At 47.6% G+C, this 18,707-nt stretch carries 14 protein-coding genes and 1 pseudogene; 5 read left to right on the top strand and 10 right to left on the bottom strand.

Translation table 11 applies throughout. The features are described 5' to 3' along the window. On the top strand, positions 1 to 1,253 hold a 1,253-nt coding region (locus QUA50_RS20780), incomplete at its 5' end, for a hypothetical protein (protein WP_333433665.1). 284 nt (positions 1,254 to 1,537) lie between these two features. Next, a pseudogene (locus QUA50_RS20775) lies at positions 1,538 to 1,687 on the top strand (YebC/PmpR family DNA-binding transcriptional regulator); the annotation flags it as partial. A gap of 9 nt (positions 1,688 to 1,696) precedes the next feature. On the opposite strand, the gene QUA50_RS20770 reads toward QUA50_RS20775, so the two are convergent. From QUA50_RS20770 to QUA50_RS20740, 7 genes are all read right to left on the bottom strand, one after another. After that, positions 1,697 to 2,299: a Uma2 family endonuclease gene (locus QUA50_RS20770; RefSeq protein WP_333266400.1), complete on the bottom strand. Its 603-nt coding sequence runs from the start codon at positions 2,297 to 2,299 to the stop codon at positions 1,697 to 1,699. 206 nt (positions 2,300 to 2,505) lie between these two features. Further along, positions 2,506 to 4,380: an adenylate/guanylate cyclase domain-containing protein gene (locus tag QUA50_RS20765; RefSeq protein ID WP_333266401.1), complete on the bottom strand. Its 1,875-nt coding sequence runs from the start codon at positions 4,378 to 4,380 to the stop codon at positions 2,506 to 2,508. A gap of 159 nt (positions 4,381 to 4,539) precedes the next feature. Next, positions 4,540 to 7,848, bottom strand: coding sequence for a PAS domain S-box protein (locus QUA50_RS20760; RefSeq protein WP_333266403.1), 3,309 nt, complete (start codon positions 7,846 to 7,848; stop codon positions 4,540 to 4,542). Positions 7,849 to 8,350: 502 nt separating this feature from the next. Beyond that, complete coding sequence (locus QUA50_RS20755; protein ID WP_333266405.1) at positions 8,351 to 11,470, bottom strand: AAA family ATPase; 3,120 nt, start codon at positions 11,468 to 11,470, stop codon at positions 8,351 to 8,353. A 64-nt stretch (positions 11,471 to 11,534) separates the two neighbouring features. Continuing rightward, positions 11,535 to 11,876, bottom strand: coding sequence for a type II toxin-antitoxin system PemK/MazF family toxin (locus tag QUA50_RS20750; RefSeq protein WP_333266407.1), 342 nt, complete (start codon positions 11,874 to 11,876; stop codon positions 11,535 to 11,537). Continuing rightward, positions 11,869 to 12,198, bottom strand: coding sequence for a hypothetical protein (locus QUA50_RS20745; protein ID WP_333266408.1), 330 nt, complete (start codon positions 12,196 to 12,198; stop codon positions 11,869 to 11,871). The genes QUA50_RS20750 and QUA50_RS20745 overlap by 8 nt, the downstream gene beginning before the upstream one ends. Before the next feature lie 493 nt (positions 12,199 to 12,691). Continuing rightward, positions 12,692 to 13,801 carry a hypothetical protein gene (locus tag QUA50_RS20740; protein ID WP_333298832.1) on the bottom strand — a complete coding sequence of 370 codons (1,110 nt, stop codon included), beginning with the start codon at positions 13,799 to 13,801 and terminating at the stop codon, positions 12,692 to 12,694. A gap of 659 nt (positions 13,802 to 14,460) precedes the next feature. Between QUA50_RS20740 and QUA50_RS20735 the strand changes: the two genes are divergently transcribed. After that, positions 14,461 to 15,000, top strand: coding sequence for a cyclic nucleotide-binding domain-containing protein (locus QUA50_RS20735; RefSeq protein WP_333266411.1), 540 nt, complete (start codon positions 14,461 to 14,463; stop codon positions 14,998 to 15,000). A 137-nt stretch (positions 15,001 to 15,137) separates the two neighbouring features. On the opposite strand, the gene QUA50_RS20730 is transcribed toward QUA50_RS20735, so the two are convergent. The 3 genes from QUA50_RS20730 to QUA50_RS20720 all read right to left on the bottom strand — a co-directional run bounded on the left by QUA50_RS20730 (position 15,138) and on the right by QUA50_RS20720 (position 16,865). Then, on the bottom strand, positions 15,138 to 15,551 hold the full coding sequence (locus tag QUA50_RS20730) for a hypothetical protein (protein WP_333266413.1): 414 nt from the start codon (positions 15,549 to 15,551) through the stop codon (positions 15,138 to 15,140). Positions 15,552 to 15,680: 129 nt separating this feature from the next. Continuing rightward, a complete protein-coding gene (locus QUA50_RS20725) occupies positions 15,681 to 16,556 on the bottom strand; it encodes an FAD-binding domain-containing protein (RefSeq protein WP_333398224.1) in 876 nt (291 codons plus the stop codon). Between the two features lie 3 nt (positions 16,557 to 16,559). After that, a complete protein-coding gene (locus tag QUA50_RS20720) occupies positions 16,560 to 16,865 on the bottom strand; it encodes a hypothetical protein (RefSeq protein ID WP_333266416.1) in 306 nt (101 codons plus the stop codon). Between QUA50_RS20720 and ribD the strand changes: the two genes are divergently transcribed. Together ribD and QUA50_RS20710 are read left to right on the top strand one after the other, a co-directional pair. Then, on the top strand, positions 16,864 to 18,039 hold the full coding sequence (gene ribD, locus QUA50_RS20715; RefSeq protein WP_333266417.1) for a bifunctional diaminohydroxyphosphoribosylaminopyrimidine deaminase/5-amino-6-(5-phosphoribosylamino)uracil reductase RibD: 1,176 nt from the start codon (positions 16,864 to 16,866) through the stop codon (positions 18,037 to 18,039). The genes QUA50_RS20720 and ribD overlap by 2 nt on opposite strands. Before the next feature lie 52 nt (positions 18,040 to 18,091). Next, entirely contained in the window at positions 18,092 to 18,703 is a 612-nt protein-coding gene (locus QUA50_RS20710) for a hypothetical protein (protein ID WP_333266419.1), read from the top strand. Positions 18,704 to 18,707: the final 4 nt, after the last annotated feature.

The raw sequence follows: 18,707 nt of genomic DNA, 5'->3' as shown, positions 1-18,707 counted from the left end.
GCAATGCCGGAAGTGCGATTGTTAATACCGCGAGTGCGGTAGGCAATGCAGCAGGCAGTGCTGGAGGTGCGATTGTTGTTAATACCGCGAGTGCGGTAGGCAATGCCGGAAGTGCGATTGTTAATACCGCGAGTGCGGTAGGCAATGCAGCAGGCAGTGCTGGAGGTGCGATTGTTAATACGGCTAGTGCGGTGGGGAATGCAGCAAGCAGTGCTGGAGGTGAGATTGTTGTTAATACCGCGAGTGCGGTAGGGAATGCGGTAGGGAATGCCGGAAGTGCAGCACTCCAATTTCCCAATTTTTTTGGTTCAGCCCTCGGTTCGATTTCCCAGAGTCCTATCCTAAAAAAACTGACTGAAAATTTCAAAATCGACTGGTTAGTTAATGCGATCAATAAAGTTGATGTTGTGACTGCCGAGGCGCAAGTTCGAGAGTTGCAGCGCCAATATCCTCACGAGAAACCTCAAGAAATCGCACATCGCTTAATGGTGGAAAAAGCCTTGCTAGCTGCAGGAAGTGGCTTGGTTAGCAGTTTAGTTCCGGGCGCAGCTTTGGCATTGGCTGGCATGGATTTAGCGGCAATGACGGTGTTATCCGCCGAGTTAGTTTATCAAATAGCTGCCGCCTATGGAAAGGATTTGCAATCGAGCGATCGCCAAAAAGAAGTTGTCGCTATTTTCGGTTTATCCTTGGGTAGCAATTTAGCGATCGAAGCTGGAGTTACGCTTGTCAGCAATATTCCCTTGGCGGGTGCGGTAATTAATGCTAGCGCCAGTGCGACAATGATTTACGCGCTGGGATACGGTGCTTGTCGGTTTTATGAAGCCGATATCGATTCCTCGAAAATCGAAACCAAGCTCGAAGATTTACAAGAGGTATTGCAAGCGGAAAGTGACCAATATTTAGAGACAGCGATCGCACAAGAAACTGTGATGGATTGGATTTTGGTGTATGTCGTCTATACCACCCAAAAATTCACCCGATGGGATGAGTTATTACCCCAATTACAAGCGGCGAATTTAAATCCAAAGTCTTTAGCTGAGATTGAAGCTGTGAAAAATAAGTCTAAATTGCCTCCCAAGTTGGATATTTTACTCGCACAACTCGAACTCGACTTTGCCGAACCGCTTTTAAAGCGATGCACTGACATCATCGAGGCTGACGGTGAAATTAATGAACAAGAGGGGAAAATTTTGCTGACAATTCAACGGGCTGTTTTGAGCAAAAGAAAGCAAGCTCAAAAGCAAGCGTAGCCAACTTCGATCGAGGATGGGGTATTGGAAGCCACTGAAGTACAAACTGAAGTCTAAGCTAGATCGCAAACTACTCCGTGCGTTCACGCCCGGAAATGTCAAATCCAATGCTCATAAACTGGCTCAAGCGAATGGGGTAAAACTCTGGGACGATAACAGTTAATTGATTTAGTGATTCGAGCTAAAAAATAAGGGATCTATGAACCAAGAATCCCAGTCTATGAAAGAGCGGGGAGTATCATTTGAAAAAAAAAATTGCAGTTTTGCAGTCTAAAAATCGCTGAATTCCCAGCAATACAGTGGAAATAGACACTCCAGAAAAAGCTCGATCGCTCCTGAAGTTAATGGATGCACTGGAAGATTTGGACGACGTGCAAAGTGTGACGGCGAATTTTGAAATGACAGATGAATTGATGTCTTTGAGTATGGTTTAATGCTCTAAATCACCAGATTTTTGCCATCCGCAAGACAAATCCCGGTAACTCTGGATCTGCGCTGACTGTTTCAGGATTATCTAAGATTTCCGGTTCGCGATTGGGACGGTAGATGTAGACTTTTCTGTTTTTGCGATCGATCAAAAAGCCGAGGGATACACCGTTCTCAATATATTCTTGCATCTTGTTTTGCAATCCCTTGAGAGTGTCACTAGCAGACCGCAATTCAATCACAAAGTCAGGACAAATCGGTGCGAAGGAGGCTTTTTCTTCTTCTGTTAAGGCATTCCAGCGCTCTAGTTTAATCCATGAGGCATCGGGGGATCTGGTTGCTCCATTCGGCAAGGTAAAGCCTGCACTGGAGTCAAACGCTTCACCTGTGCCATCTTCTTCTGCCCAGTTCGCAAGTTGCTGAGCAATTTTAATGTTGCGGTTCCCTGTATCTGAAAAAGCTGGTGACATAATGATAACTTCCCCACTGGCTGTACGCTCAATTCTCAAATCGCGATTAACTAGACAGAATTCATAAAACTGTTCAACAGTCATCGATTGAATCGCAGGGAAATTGACCGTCAGTGGGACGCTTTCGGTTTGAATTAGCAGCGTCGTCATGGTTTTTCCTCAGTTGGTGCAGGGGTGATATAATACCTTGAGCTTACACTATTTTAGCTTGGCGATCGCAAGTCTTAGTCGATCGGGGAATCGGAGGCTTGTATCGGTTTTTGGGCTGAGTCAATCGATTTTAGATTTTAGATTTTAGATTGAAGCATTGACTTGCGCGAGATAAATTCGGGGGCTTGTATCCTCGATGCTTTCAGTCAATAATCTTTTTTTCCAGTCAGCAAATAAGTAACCATGTATCCCTTGCCCTTAACTTGAATAGCGCCGCGCTTCTGAAAACTATATTTATCTTTTAATATCTCGTAGGTTTCGGCGGTGACTTGAATGCAGCCGGTAATCCCGTGGGATTCCATGCGCGAAGCAATATTTACTGTGTCGCCCCAGAGGTCGTAAATAAACTTTTTTAAGCCGATGACGCCGGCAACGACAGGGCCACTGCTAATCCCGATCCGAATGCTGAAAGGTTCCGAATGTTCTAAACTCAGCAGCCTAATTTCGTGCAGCATATCGATCGCCATGTTCGCAACCGCCTCGGCGTGATCCTCTCTGGCTGTAGGCAAACCGCCGACAACCATGTAAGCGTCACCAATAGTCTTAATTTTCTCCAAACCGTGGCGATCGGCCAAGTGGTCAAAAGCCGAAAAAATATCGTTGAGCACTTCCACCACCGCCGTCGCTGAAATTCTTGACGAAAGCTCTGTAAACCCCACAATGTCGGCAAACATCACAGTGACTTCCGCAAAACTTTCGGCGATATTGTGTTCGTTGTCCTTCAAACGCAGGGCGATCGCTGCGGGCAAAACGTTTAGCAGCAGTTGCTCGGATTTAGCTTGTTCGAGTTCCAACTGCAGGTAAGCAGCCTGCAACTGTTCGGCTTGGCGAATTCTTTCTCCGGCTAGCTTTTCGATTTGGGCGGTGCGACTCAAAGATGTCAGCATATATGTCACCGGAATCAGAGTCCACAGCATCCCCATCGTCAGAGTTCCCCAAGAGCGCCAGTGCTTGCGAAGCCTGCGAATTTCCGGCGTTGCCGACACGTACATAGACCACTGGCGGCCGCTAATTTTCAGCCGCCTTCTGCAAGCTGTATAGTTCGGGGCTGGATTGTCAAGAATTGGGCAGTTTTGCATCAGGGTTCGGTCAGCAGCGGCTGATGCTGGAAGCACTTGTTGGCTCGCGGATTGGAACTGCACCGCAAATTGCTGAATTTGTCCGTTAGCAGGGAGATTTTTGAGAACCGGGTTGGGCGTTTGGGGTAACAGCGAGGGTGGTTGTTGCTTGTCTGGAGCCTCGCTAACGAGATAAATATTGAGGTATTCGGTATTGCGTCCTTTTAAAGAGGTTTGGAAAATATCTTTGCCTCGAAATACGCCCAGAACAAATCCTTGTAGCAGTTGGCGGCGGGATTCCAGGGTAGTCGGTTTACTGCTGTTTTCGTAAATCGGAACTATGGCCAAAAGACCTAGTTCCGGGGAAGCGCCCTGAGTTAAGCCGATGTAGTTGGTGACAATCATTTCTCCTGTATCGCGCCCTCGATCGAGCGCGGGGCGGATTTCTGGGTGGGAGGCGAGGTCAAAGCCTAAGACTGTCTCGTTTCCGGCTGGTGGTTCGACGTAGAAAGCCGGGAAGTATTCGGAACGCTGGAGGGCCTTGCGGAGTTCTCCTCGCGGCCCGCGCTCTGTAATCTCGAAGCTGGGATCTGTTTCGGTTCTAGCTTTGGTTTCGTAGCCCGGCCGCTCGTCCTGGGGGACGCGGGGGGCCCAAGCCAGGAGTTGCAGGCTGGGGTGGACGGATAGGGGACGGGCGACAAACCGGGCAAAAGAGGAACGCTCGACGGCGCTGAAGGCTTTCATGTAGTCGCTGAGGGCGAGAACAGTATCTAAGTCGGAGTTGAGTTGGCGTTCGATGCCGATCGAAATATCGTCAATGCGGCGGTGCATTTCGTAGTCGCGGCGCTTGTCTTCCCAGTCCCAAACCAAGGCGAATGTCAAAACCGACAGTCCGACACCCAAAGCCAGCGTCAACCCGGCTGGAATGTAGCGAGACCAGGATAAAGGTAGTTTTTTCAGCATATTTGCCTAGCGAATAAGGGCAGCAGATTAGCACACCGCTGAGTGCGATTTGTTTCGGTCTCTGAGTGCGGTTAATTCAAAACCTTGATAACTCAAGCACCGACGGCAATTGGGAATTAAAAGTTAGATATTTAAACTTTTAGATTAATGGACGATCGCTCAGCAGGGGATTTCAATCCAGAATTCCGCTCCCTGTCCGGGCGCACAGATGCACCGCAGGCTTCCCTTATGTTTTTCTACCACAATCTGATGGCTGATGGATAATCCTAAGCCGGTTCCAGCCCCTACGGGCTTGGTGGTGAAGAACGGGTCAAATAGCCGCTTGCGAACCTCTTCGCTCATTCCCGGCCCACTGTCGGCGATGCAAATTACAATGCGATCGCAATCACTGAGCTGGCTTTTACTGTGGCTTTTCAACCCAGCTTTTTTCATAAGGGTGCGAATCACGATCGTCCGAGGTTCCGGTTGGTTTTCTAGAGCGTCGATCGCATTGCTGATAATATTTAGAAATACCTGGTTTAACTGACCTGCACAACAGTAAATTTTGGAAATTTTTCCGTATTCTTTAATAATTTCAATACTGCTTTTTTTACTTGCTTGATGCAATCTGTGCTGCAAAATTAACAGTGTACTGTCAATTCCTTCATGAATATCTACCAACTTCATTTCTGATTCATCCAGTCTCGAAAAATTTCGCAGCGACAAGACAATATTACTGATTCTTTCTACTCCTACTCTCATGGAATTCAGCATTTTTGGCAAGTCTTCCTTCAGAAAATCCAAATCTAATTCCTTAACTTTTTCAGCTATCTGAGGTACTGGGAACGGATAGCATTCCTGGTAGAGACTTAACAGTTCAATTAAATCGTTAAAATAGTTGTAAGTGTGAGAAATATTCCCGTTAATAAAAGTTGCGGGATTGTTAATTTCGTGGGCAATCCCAGCTACCATCTGACCGAGACTCGACATTTTTTCGGATTGAACTAATTGGATTTGAGCGTTTTGTAGTTGTTCGTAGGCTTCTTGCAATTGGGCGGCTTGTTTTCTTAATTGAGATTCGGAAGCTTGAAGTGCGGCGGCGGAAATTTTGCGATTGGTTATATTTTCAATCATCCCTAAGTTGTAAATAGGTTGTCCTTCGCCGTCTCGAATTAAAGTAGCTGTCACGTTTACCCAAACAATTTTACCTGTTGCGGTAATCTGGCGGAGTTCGATTTGATAGTGAGTAATTTCTCCCCGCTCAAGAGAATCAGCAACTTGGACATTTTTTGGAGAATCTTCGGGATGCCCAAGTTCAATAAATGTTTTGGCTAGCAATTCTGCTGCGGTATATCCCAGCATTTCACAGTAAGTTTTATTGACTCTCACTAACTTGTTATCATCTAAATTAGCTAAGTAAATAGCGATGGGTGCATCTTCAAAAATTGTGCGAAATAGTTCCTCGCTAGCCCGGACTTTAGCTGTTAGGGAAAGCCGCTCGGTGATGTCTTCAAAGGTAGACAAAATGCCGACAACATTGCCGGAATTGTCGTGTAAAGGTATTTTATTTGTATCCAGACAGCACTGGGTGCCGTCGGCTTGCATTTTGGATTCTATTATGTGATATTCTGGGGTGTTGGTTGCCATGATGCGGCGGTCGCAGGCTCGAAAAAATTCTGTTTCTTCGGGCTTCCAGGGCATATCGAAGTCGGTGAGACCTGCGATTTCACTTGGGTGATTGAAACCTGCGACTTTGGCAAAGTTTTTGTTGCCTCCCAAGTAAACTAAATCTCGATCTTTCCAGGCGATTAACTGAGGGATGTTGTTGATTACCGACCACAGCATTTTTTGGGATGTTTCCAAGGCTTCCGTGCGTTCTAGGACGCGCTTTTCCAGTTCTTGATTGGCTTGTTGCAGGGCGATTTTTGACTGGCCCAGGGCGATTTCTGCTAGCTTGCGATCGCTGATGTCGATTGTCACTCCCTCCCACAGTATATCGCCCCCAGGCTGCCGTTCGGGGCGGGCAATACCGCGAATCCATTTCAGTTTTCCCGATCGGGTTACGATCCGCCCTTCATATATCCAAGGTTTGAGAGTTTTGCCGGAAATTGCGATTGATTCTAACAGAGTTTTTAGGTCTTCTGGATGCACCGTTGCCCACATTAAATCGGAGTTTTGTTCAACTTTTTCTGGAGCTAATTCGTAGAGTTCCCAACAGCCGGAACTGACATAAATGAATTTATCGGAACCGTCGGGATGCCGCAAGTATTGATAAATCATTCCCGGCACGTTGGCGGCCATTTTTTGGAATCTGGCTTCGCTTTGGATCAGCGCTGATTCTGCAAGTTTGCGATCGCTAATATCAATCAACAAGCCGTCCCAAATAATGTTATCTTTTTCGCCCGGTTCTGGCCGGGAAGCCCCGCTAATCCACTTAATCCGATCGCCCGGAAAAACAAATCTGCCTTCCCACCGCCAAGGCTCTAAAGTTTTAGCTGAAATAGCAACAGATTCCTGGAAGCTTGGCGCATCGTCTGGGTGAATTATTTCGAGCGCGGGAATAGCTGAATTTTGGAGTACATCTGGTTCTAATTCCCAGAGTTCGCGACAGCCGGAACTGACGTAGGGGAATGACATAGTGCCGTCTGCTGCTAACTGAAATTGATAAATCATTCCCGGAACGTTGGCGGCTAGTTTTTGAAACCTCGTTTCGCTTTGCCGCAGTGCTGTTTCTGCTTCTACGCGATCGGTAATATCGTAAAATGCCGATAAAATTGCGGCTTCGCCATTAAAATTAATCGCTCGCATCGACATTTTTACCCAAAAAAAACTGCCATTTGCTTTCTTGAGGCAGATTTCTTCGCTGTCGCTAAATCCGTTTTCTTTGACTAATTCTAGCAATTGAATGTTGTCATTGATATTGGCATAAATGTCAATTTCTTCTCCACCAACAAGTTGTTCGTAACTCACACCGAAACTTTCACCAACAGCAGGATTTGCATACAAAATAACGCTGTCTTCTAGGCGCGTAATTAACAGGGGAACGGGAGTTGTAGTGGCAATCGCGCGCAATCTTTCTTCGCTTTCTTCCCTGGCAGTTTCGGCTGCTACTCTTTTGCTAATATCGTTCTGAACTCCGATAAAATGAGTTAATTTTCCCTGATTGTCTAAGATGGGGGAAACCATTAATTCATTCCAAAAAGGAGTTTTGTCTTTGCGATAATTTTTGAGCACTACCTGAATTTCCGTTCCCGCTTCCAAACTGCTGCGAAGTTTGTCTAATTCGGCCCGATCGGTATCCGGGCCCTGCAAAAATCGGCAGTTGCGTCCAATAACTTCTCGGGCACTGTAACCGGTCAGTTTCTCAAAAGCAGGATTGCAGTAGATAATAGGTGTGTCAGCCTTGCGAGCATCGGCGATGAGGATGCTGTTGCTCGACGCTGCGATCGCCCGTTCTAGGAGAGACAGGTTGAAAGAGTCTGTTGTCATCTGTAGCAATATCCAAACTTCCGAGGAGGGGACAGAACAATAAAAACTTATAAATAGCTTGAGCCATTCTTATTCTATAATTTTATTTTTAATTTAGCTGTGTTAGCAAAGTCAGCATTCCACGAAAGCCGGCGGGGAAAACAACTAATACCATTTTAGATTGTAGATTTTAGATGGGCAATGGCTGATTCCATAATGGTTGAGAGCAGGGGCATAAAGCGGCCTTCTTGTTTGAAAGTATGATAACAGAAGGGATTCGGCACTTAGGATCGCGAATTAAATAACTTACAATCTTAATTGTTATTGTGGGATGGGCGTCCCGCCCGTCCTTTTTGAACGGGCGGGACGCCCATCCCACTTTCAAGAGTGGAAGTTATTTAATTCACATTTCTTATCCATAAAACAAGGTGAAAATATCGAGGGCGGAAAGAAAACAAAAGGTGAAAATACTTATATTTTCTACTTGTTTCTTCTCCTCCTTCCATCCGGCTCGTCAGCCCTTTTAAATTGACAAGCTGATGGAAGAACCCCGAGCTGTTTTGCTGACTTCAATCCTGGCTTGAAAAGCTTCTTTCAGGTGGGGCATATGGGTAACGGTGAGAATGCAGGCGAAGTCGGAGGCGATCGCATTAATTGCAGCAATCAGCCGATCGCACCCTTCCGCATCCTGAGTCCCGAATCCCTCATCAATAATCAACATTTGCAAAGCCGTGCCCGCCCGCTGAGACAGCAGTCTCGCCAGCGCCAGCCGAATCGCAAAATTAATCCGAAAAGCTTCACCGCCCGAATAAGTTTCGTAGGCGCGAGTACCGCGAGCATCAGCAATTAAAATGTCTAAAGTGTCAATCAATTTAGTTGCTTTTTTAGAAGCCGCCGCCCGCTGAGTAATAAATTGAACGTGCAATTGATTCGCGCTCAATCTCGACAAAATCTGATTTGTTTCAGCTTCGAGTTGAGGCAAAACATTTTCAATCATTAAAGCTTGAATGCCGTTTTTACCAAAGGCTTGACCCAACTCTTGATAAACTCGCTGCTGGCGTTTGGCAACTTGCATTTGCTCTTTTTGAGCTATTAGCTGAACTTGCAGAGTTTCCAGATTTTGCTGCTGCTGCTGGAGTCGTCCGAGACTTCCCAAATGTTGGTCTAGCTGCTGGCGGCGGCGACTGATTTGCTGTTCGATCGCACTTATTCTGGCTGCGGGATCGGGATGTTGTTGCAATTGCTGGTTCATCGCGGAAGTTTGAGCGCTGACAGCTTGCAAATCTCGATCGCGCACTGCGATGGAATTTGCTATTTCATTAACCCGCTGCTGCACTTGCGGGTACTGCACAGTTGCCGATCGCAATTTTTCAGCGCGGGCGATCCAAAACTGCGATCGGCGCATTTCGCTCCGCACGTGTTCGTGCTGTTCCAAATTATAGCCAACTTCCGCAATGTATCTATCTAAAGACAGAATTTGCTGCTGTATTTTCGAGGTATTTTTTTGCTGTTCTAACTGTTGCTGTACGGTGGCTAATTGAGTTTGCAAATCCGGGCGGCGGGCATTAATTTTATTCAGTTTCTGCTGAGCGTCTTTGATTTGAGCTTGCTTAATTTCCGCCCACCGCAAGCGCTTTTCATCGCTGCGGGCGAGCGAGTGGCTGCGATCGCTGTAATTGAGCTGTTGCAGTTGCTGTTCGATGTGCTGGAGTTCGCCCAAATCCTCCGCTGCATACTCGCCGGTACGCAGCAACCGCTCTATTTCTGCCGCGTCTTGACGCATACTTTGCAGGCGGTTTTCGTCTTGGCTAAGACTATCTAATTGTGCTTGCAAATGGCTGCGGCGTTCCCGCAATTCTTGGTACGGCGCTAATTCCTCTTCTAGTTCGCGGTATTCATGTCTGAGAACTTGAATTTCGCGCTCGGAGACGGCCAACTGTTCGCGGACAACCCACAGTTGGTTCCAGATTTCCTGCTGTTGGGAGTGGTGTTTTGCGACTACCAAATTCCAGTAGTGTTCGTCTAAAGGTCGATCGCACAAAGGACAATTGCCAAAATTTACATCCCGCACCATTAAATGCGAATTCGATGGCTCGTTTTCCGCAAAATTCGAGGCTTTACCTTCACCTGCAATTTTTTCTCCTTCATGTTTCCGCAGCAGTTGCAGTTTTTGGTCGATCTCGGCGAGTCTGGTTTGATAGTCGCGGCTTTTGGCTTGCAGGTTTCCGAGAAAGTCGTGCCTTTCTTGACCTTTTTCGCGGACTCGCTGCTGATAAACTCGCTTGTTTTCCAACTGCAAAATTTGATTGGCGATGGCCGAGATTTCCTGCTGTAATTGCGGCTGTCGCTGCTGCTGCTGAACTTGCACCTGTCGGTTGATTTCCTCTAAGCGGGCGGTTAAACCGGCGCGGGCGCGATCGAGCTTTTGTTGCTTTTGCTGCTGCTGTTGTAGCAGCGGCGAAACTTGCAGTTGCAGTTGCTCTAGTTCGTTGAGGCGCGATCGAACTGCTTGCAACTGTGCGAGTCCTTTGTCAACCTCCGGCTGCTGTTTGAGAATCTCCAGAACATCTTTTTCATCTTGTTCTAAAACATCTAATTGAGCTTGCAACTGCTGAATTTTGCTTTGCAAAAAGCTCAGTTCTTGCCGCTGCTGTTCTTGCAATTGCTGGCGCTGATTTTGGGCTTCTTGGTTAGCTTTGAATTTGCAAGCCAGAGTCTCTTCTGTTGCTTGCAAGCTGTGAAAATACGCAATCCCTTCTGTTATTTCATTTTCTTGCCCTAGGAGGGCTTGCAGCTCATTTTGCTGCTGTTTGGCAGCGCTGAGTTCTTGCTGCAAGCGGCGGCATTCTTGAGTGATATTGTAGTGCTGTTGCTGGTGGCCTGCGAGGAGTTTTTGCCAAGTTTGGCGGTTGTGGTGCTGGAGTTGCAGTTGCTGCAACTCGGCTGTGTCGGCTTGCTGCTGCTGCTGAAGCAAATCCGTTGCTTGCTGCAATTGAGTTTGTTCGGAAGCGATGGTCTCTTTTTGTTGCAGTTGCTCTTGTACGGTTAGCAAATTCTGCTTGAGCACTTCGACTTGAGCTTTAAATTGTTTAGAGGTATCCTTGGCTTGGTCGGATAAAGTATCGTAGGAGTCGAGTTTGAGCAGGTTGGCTAAAACTTGTTTGCGTTCGATCGGCTTTTTGAGCATAAATTCATCAGCTCGCCCCTGCCGCAAATACGCCGAGTTGATGAAAGTATCGTAATCTAATTTGATCTGTTCGAGAATTTTTTGCTGAGTTGTTCTGAGCCCCTTGTCTGTGAGCGTGCGAAAATTAAGTTTTTCCTCGCTCTCGGCAGAATTCAAACTGACTTGAAATTCCAAACTTCCCGATTGTCCGCGCCGGCGGTTGCGAATCACCCGATAGATTTGGCCGCCGGTGGAGAAAGTGAAATCAACGCGCACATCAATTTCGCCGATATGGATGATATCGTCTTCCGTATCGCTGCGGCAACAGCCCCAAAGTGCCCAGGATATCGCTTCTAAGAGAGAGGATTTGCCAGCACCGTTGGGCCCGCAAATGCAAGCGGTGTGCAAGCCGCGAAAGTCTAAAGCAGCTTCGCGATAGCTGAGAAAATTTTTGAGTGTAAGCTGTATAGGAATCATTTAGGCCATCGCGCCATACAATCTATCTATAAATAACACTATTTGTACGCTGTTGCCTAGTTATTCAATCTAGATCCAGAACAATTGTCAGTGCTTCTGCAATTTCTTCCATAATTGTCTCGGACAAGGTTCCAAGTTGTCGGACAAATCTTTGTTGGGAAACGGAACGGACTTGAAAAGTATCGGCTGCTGAGAGTTTCGCCAAGCCATTTTTTGAGGTCGGTTCGAGCTGCACCATCCAATCAAGCGGGAAGAAAAGATCGTTCCATGCTGTAATCGGAACAATTACTTTGAGCCGCAAATTTCCCACTTCATCATCGCTAACAACCGCAACAGGTCTAGTTTTGCCAATTTCATCTCCCACCGTTGGATCTAGTCTGACAAGCCAAATTTCGCCTTTACGCATTAGTTTTTACCCCTGCGTTCAGGTATTCTTCCTCTGAATCGAAATACGGTTCGCTGTCGGGCGACCACAAATCGTGAAGCGGCCCTCCTGGTTCATACAAGGGCACTGCTGCTTCTGCTGCGGCTCTGAGTTTCCGCTTTCTCTCGGCTTTGCGCTGGGCTTTTTCTTCTATTTCTTCGCGCATCATCCGGGAAGCTGTTTCGATGATTTCTAGGCGTTCTTCTGCTGTCAGATTTTTGAGTGCTGCTAAGATTTCTGTTTTGGTCACGGTTTTTTCGGGTGGTTGGTGAGAAAGTGCGATCGATCTTATATCTTGCACCATTTTCAATAATCCTTTTTTGGGCGGGCTCTCCTGCCCACCCCACAAGAAAATCTACTCTTTGTGGAACGGGCATCTTGCCCGTTCTTGACAATAGGAATGAGAATTAAATAACTTACACTCTTGATGACTGTTGTGGGATGGGCAGGAGAGCCCGTCTTTTAAGGACGGGCGGGACGCCCATCCCACAAGAAAAAAGGGAAATTATTTAATTGGAGTGAATTTGATTGTGGGATGGGCAGGAGAGCCCGTCCATAAAAAGCTTATTGAAAATGACGCAACATCTCAGATCGATCGCACCATCATTATATCTTTCACAAAAATCAATATCGGCGCTCTGTGCTGATGAGGCAACCTACATTACCGGTCTGTGCTTGTGGCGCACCATACATCGGTCGCACAGGAAGATTTTCCATCATCAAAAAAAGGGTTGACTGTATTCCTACAGCCAACCCCGCGCTTATTTATTTGTCCTGCGTTTGCTCAAACAGCAACACTACCGGGCAATATTCGGGAACGTATAGCCGACACCGACTAACAATCCCACTTCAGCTCCGTCTACAAAACCAATATTCAGTCCCGCTGTTGCTGTAAAATTTCTCGAGAGCGGCACATCTACACCACCCGAAATCAGGAAGCCAAAAGTACCGTCATCGCCGGTAGAAATTAGTACGCCAGCACCTGCATAAGGAGCAGCAGTAATCACAAAATCGTCGCTGACTTCCACGGTCTCTTGAGATACAAAATCGTAGGTAACAGGAACTAGAAAAGCTAAGTTGTCGCGGAACAAAACAGTCGGTCTCACCGAGAAATTGTTCGTCAAACCGATTTTGCTAATAATCGCAAATGAACCGTCGCCTAAAGCTGAATCTCCGCCAAAACCTAGATTGCCGCCAATCCCGATGTAGCTGGGCCCAGAACGGGTTGCTCGGCCTGGTCGGATTTGAGTTCCTTGAGCCACTTTTTCAGTTGGTTCCGAGACAGTTGCCGGTTGTTGGGCAACTTTCGGTTGGTTTGTCAAAGCTGAGGCGGAAGTGCTGACAGGATTGCTCAACAATTCTTGTGCTGTTTGGACTTCTTTTTCTTCCTTCGTTGCTGCTACTTCAAGATGATTGCTCTGGGCAACAATTGAGGTTGGTCGATCGTTCTTTTTGGCAGTCTCGACTGTTGACTCCACTTTGACGCTATTATCAGCAATTTTAGCGGTTTCTTCCGACTTTTGGGTCTCAGCAGCAATGGAGGTATTTTGCGCTGTTTCTGTCTCAGCAATTTCAGATGTTGCTGCTGCCGATTTTTCGGGTGCAGCAATAGATACTTGCAAGTTTGCCGCAGGTTCAGAGGCGACTGGCTCTGCCCCTTCTGTTAGTTCGCTCCAACTGATAGAATCAATTTTTTTATTACTAGCCGTTGTTTCTGCGTCTGGTTTAACTGCTGAAGTTGCCGCTGGCTCAGAAATTTGGTCAATATTTTGAGCTGCGATTGTTGCAGTTGTAGCGACATCGGGCAAGTTGCCAGTTTCAGCTTTCGCTGACATGGTACTGCAACAAACAGCTAAAGCAGCAAGATTTATTAACGCGAAAGTAGACTTGGAAAATAGACTATTCATAGCAACTCCTCAATGAAGGGTGTGTTAAAAGTGTAAGTGTTTGAGGGAGAACGTCGAGAGCTTTGGGAACAAAAGACACAAATATGAGTTGTGTTGTTCCTAGATTGCCATTTTACCGTTGAATAGTCAACTCTCAAGCTGATTAAGATTCAAGAACGGACGGTGGGTTTAGAGGCTAATTTTAATTTACAGATCGATCGGCAAAAAATCAATCCTAGGGATGATTTCATCCTTAATCTTGTTTAATTTAGGGGTCGATCGTTCGCCTCGCTTGCATCCTACAATACTTTACTTGGGGGCGCTGCACTCGCAGCCACGCGGGAAAAATCCGGTTTTTGAGGGCGCACCAGCTCTAAACCAAGAGAAAACAAGCTTTTAAAACTGTTTTGGCAGTCCCGCCGTCCACAGCAAGTACACTTAATACAACGCGATCGGCTGCTGCAGGGTCCAGGACAAGTAATGTAGAATAATACCACCGATTCGAGAAAGATTTGTGGCTCGATCGTGTCAAAATTACTGAATATTATGAAAATTGTGTAAAATTTAGTGTTCTATTTGTAAAGTTTAGCCTTCGCTTTCGCTCAGGGTCTGACCATCTCACAACAGCACGCAACTAAACAAGTAAAAAAATACAAATTATCTCATCTCAACCTGACTTTATGAGCAAAGTTCTAGTGATATTAGGCGAATTGAGCGATCGCGACATCGATTGGATGCTCGCCAACGGCACCCGCACCCAAGTCCTCCCCGGCACAACCCTGATCGCCGAAGGTAAGCCCTTAGACGCCCTGTACATAGTTCTGGAGGGAACTTTGAGCGTGGCTGTATCATCTTTGGGCGACAAAGAAATTGGAAAAATTATTTCCGGCGAAGTGTTAGGCGAAATGTCTTTTGTAGACGGGAGGCTTCCTTCTGCTAGCGTCACGGCAATTGAAGAGTGCCTCATCCTGTCAATTCCCCGGCGGCTGCTAACTGAAAAACTCGAGCAAGACGTGCTTTTTTCCCTGCGGTTTTATCGGGCGATTACCAAATTTCTGTCGTCGAGACTCCGGGGTACAGTCAAACGCTTCGGCGATGATAGTGATGGTTTAATATATGAAGAGCCCGACGGCGAGGACGCCCTCCGGGGAAATGTCGAAAATCCCGATTTGGCGGCATCGAGATTTCAATGGCTGTTGGAGCGTTTGAAGGGGAGTTGAAGGAAGAAGGAAGTTCGGCAACGGATTCGCTTGCGCCAGATGTAACGGATCTAACGGATGTAACGGATTTCAGGAAGAAGGAAGAGGGAATAAGAGAAAAGAACACCTATTTCCTATTTCCTATTTCCTATTCCCAATTAGAAAACATATTTTTCAGCGACGCGCCAATAGCGAGAAAAACGCTTCAAATCAATGTAACCATCGTAGCGGACAAAGGGTTCCGGCGGCAAAACTTCTACTGGGTGCGAACGCTTAATTTTCCGGCAAATATCCTGAAACCGAGGACTGGGACTTTCCGCAGTCACCACTTGATTGGCGCCGGATTCGATCGCAAAAGCGATAACTTCCGCAGCCACATCGCCCCGCCGAATAACTACCGGCAACTCCAGCAAACATTCGTAAATAAAAACCATTCGTTTGAGACTCAACTGCCACTCATCAATCAGCGCATCATCCCAAACCCAGATGGCCGGTGCATCTGGGTGCGCTTGAAAAGCCGGGCCTTCAGGACTCAAACAGTCGCCGTGCAGCCAAATAATCGGATTGTTCATAAATGGGAAATGGGGAATGGGGAATTTGGAATTGGGAATTTGGAATTGGGAATTTGGAATTGGGAATTGGTAACTAATGACAATAGTTAACCGCCAACAGTCAACAGTCAACAGTCAACCAATAACTTTTTAATTTCTGCGACCTTTTTTAGGGCGTTCCCAACTTTTAGAACCGCCGCTGCGATCGACCTTTTCTCCATGAGGAAACAACTTCCCTTCCAAATATTCGTAAGTTCCCTCAAAATCGCACTGCCCGTACAGAGGACAATCCCGACAATAAACCGCCTTAGTGTAACGCTCCAAATTTTCCCGATTAAAAAAATAAGGTTTGTGACTAAAAGCGCTCGCTACCCACTGCCAAGAAAGATTATTGCTCGCCGGATCTCCATCTAGCAAATGTTGCAAAAACCAGCGAGCTCCGGCTTGCCAGCGCACGCGCCGCCAGTGTACCAGATAAGCGGCCATCCACATCCGCTGGTGATTGTGCAAATAACCAGTTTCTCGCAACTCGCGGCTGAAACTGTCGATGCAAACCAAACCAGTCGTGCCCTCGACGACATCCTGCGGCAGAGTTTCGCTGTAATATGAAGCAGTGTAACCAGTTTTGTAAGCTTCCCGGTCTTGCCAAATCCCGTTGCCCAATTCGGCATACAGTCGCTGCCAATAATCCCGCCAGCCCAACTCGTTGACAAGTTTTACGGCATCTTCTGGATGCCGCACCTTCTCCAGCACGGCATCCCGGACTTCGGCAAGACTCAAAACGCCGTAGCGCAAATAGGGCGACAAGCGCGTTACCGCACCGCCCTGGAAATTGCGGGTTGAGGCGTACTTGCCGGGGTCAATTTGTTGCAGGGCTGTCTCGGCTGCTTTGCGCCCGCCTAGGATCGGGGGTACGCTGCTGTCCCGGCCGGCTGCTTCGGGGAACTGTTGGCGCACGTAGGCAATTAATTCGTCGCGGCTGGCAAATTCCCGCTCCATGTCCTGACTCATTGTTTTCTCAAGCACCTGTTATTGTTTCTTAATGTTAAAGCTATTTGTTCGGGCCTGCGGGGTCGATCGGCCTAAATAGCCCTTCACTCCTGGTAACTCGCATCTTGCACCCTTGTCACCAACAGGCTTTTCGGCCTGTTCCACAACAAAATTTATCTTTTGTGGAACAGGCCGAAAAGCCTGTTCATAAAAGGCTAATTGAGAATGGTGCAATATCTCAGCGGTAACGTACAGTTTGCCCCAGCAGCAATCGATCGTCGGTTCGCAGCCAAAATTAGCATCAAACTCACTAAACTTAGGGTTAAATATCACGCAAAATCTCATGGAAACTTTTCCGGCGGGCGCTAAACCGATCGCCAGCTTAGCTAACGGACAGCAGCAAGCTACAAAACAACTGGAAAACAGCGAAGTTCAAGAGTTCGATCGAGCCATGATGCGCCGCTGCATAGAATTGGCTCGCCGTGCTCTGGGCAAAACCGCACCCAACCCCCTTGTCGGTTCTGTAATTGTCCGAGACGGCAAGATTGTCGGCGAAGGGTTTCATCCCGGTGCCGGCCAACCTCACGCCGAAGTTTTTGCGCTCCGGGAAGCGGGGGAACTCGCCGAAGGAGCGACTGTTTACGTGAACCTGGAACCCTGCAACCACTACGGCCGGACTCCCCCCTGTTCCGAAGCTTTAGTTAAGGCGAAGGTGGCAAAAGTAGTGGCTGGCATGGTCGATCCGAATCCTTTGGTAGCTGGAACTGGACTTGCCCGGTTGCGAGAGGCTGGCATTGAAGTGGTGGCGGGAGTGGAAGGGGAAGCTTGCCAAAAACTGAACGAGGCTTTCGTGCACCGGATTTTGTACCGCCGGCCTTTGGGAATTTTGAAATATGCGATGACTTTGGACGGTAAAATTGCTACTACTAGCGGCCACAGCGCTTGGGTAACAGGCGAGGAGGCACGGAGCGAGGTACACCGGGTGCGCGTCGGCTGCGATGCTGTGATTGTTGGGGGAAATACGGTGCGTCTGGACAATCCCCTACTGACGAGTCACCAACCTGATAGGAATAATCCCCTGCGGGTGGTGATGAGCCGCACTTTGGATTTGCCGAAGTCGGCGTGGTTGTGGGAAACCTCTGTGGCGGCTACTTTGGTGCTGACTGAGCCTGGGGTTAACCCGGAATTTCAGGAATTTTTGATCGCCAAAGGGGTGGAAGTTGTGGAGCTCTCGCCGCTGACACCGACTAATGTTATGGCTTATTTGTACGATCGATCTTTTCTTTCTGTACTCTGGGAGTGCGGCGGCACTTTGGCCGCTCAGGCAATTGCTGAGGGTGCAGTTCAAAAAATTATGGCTTTTATTGCTCCTAAAATTGTCGGGGGTCAAGGAGCTCCAACTCCTGTAGGAGATTTGGGCTTTTCGGCGATGACTGAGGCTTTAACTTTAGAGCGGATTTCTTGGCGCGCCGTAGGTGCAGATTGTCTGGTGGAAGGCTATTTGAAAATTAAAGATTGAAAGTTAAAAGCGAGTCTTTTTAGTTTTTGATTTTTAACTTTTAACTCCTTTTATGGTTGAAATTCTGATTTGGAGTTTGATGGTTGGCAGTCTCGGCTTGGAGGCTGCGCTCGCGGGTGTATTTGTGAGCCGCGAGCAATTGGCTGCGGGGCAAAAGTACGAGGAGGAGGAGGAAGTTTTGACTCGGTACGAATCTCAAGAAGATAATTTTAATGCGCCTGAAAATCCGCGATCGAATGGCAATCCCAAATCCGCTCCTAATGCTGTTGATTTGACGGTTTGGGAGTACAAGATTGTGCGGGCTAGCAATGATTTGTTCCGCAATCCTGCGATTTTTCAGAAGCTGTGTCGGGAAGAGGCGGAGGTTGGCTGGATTTTGCTCGAAAAGCTCGACGACAGGCGGGTGCGGTTCAAACGTCCGATCGCGCTGCGGGACGCCCCGATGCCTAATTTACCAACGTTTGACCCTTACCGCACTCATTACGGCCCGATCTCGACTGCCATGACTTGGGCGGCGGCGATCGTGTTTGTGAGCGCGATCGTGCTTCCTGCTGTTTTGGGCTATGCTTTGGTGTCTACTACTCTCAGCAGAAGTCGCTCTAATTGGCCTCCGACACCTGTTCAATCTTTGCCTGTTCCCAGCGGGCAAAAAAGTACGAATTAAGACT

It is taken from the genome of Microcoleus sp. M2_D5 (assembly GCF_036701935.1).
Classification (GTDB): domain Bacteria; phylum Cyanobacteriota; class Cyanobacteriia; order Cyanobacteriales; family Microcoleaceae; genus Microcoleus.
The sequence above is the reverse complement of the archived record's forward strand: the minus strand, read 5'-3'. Positions and strand labels throughout refer to the sequence as shown.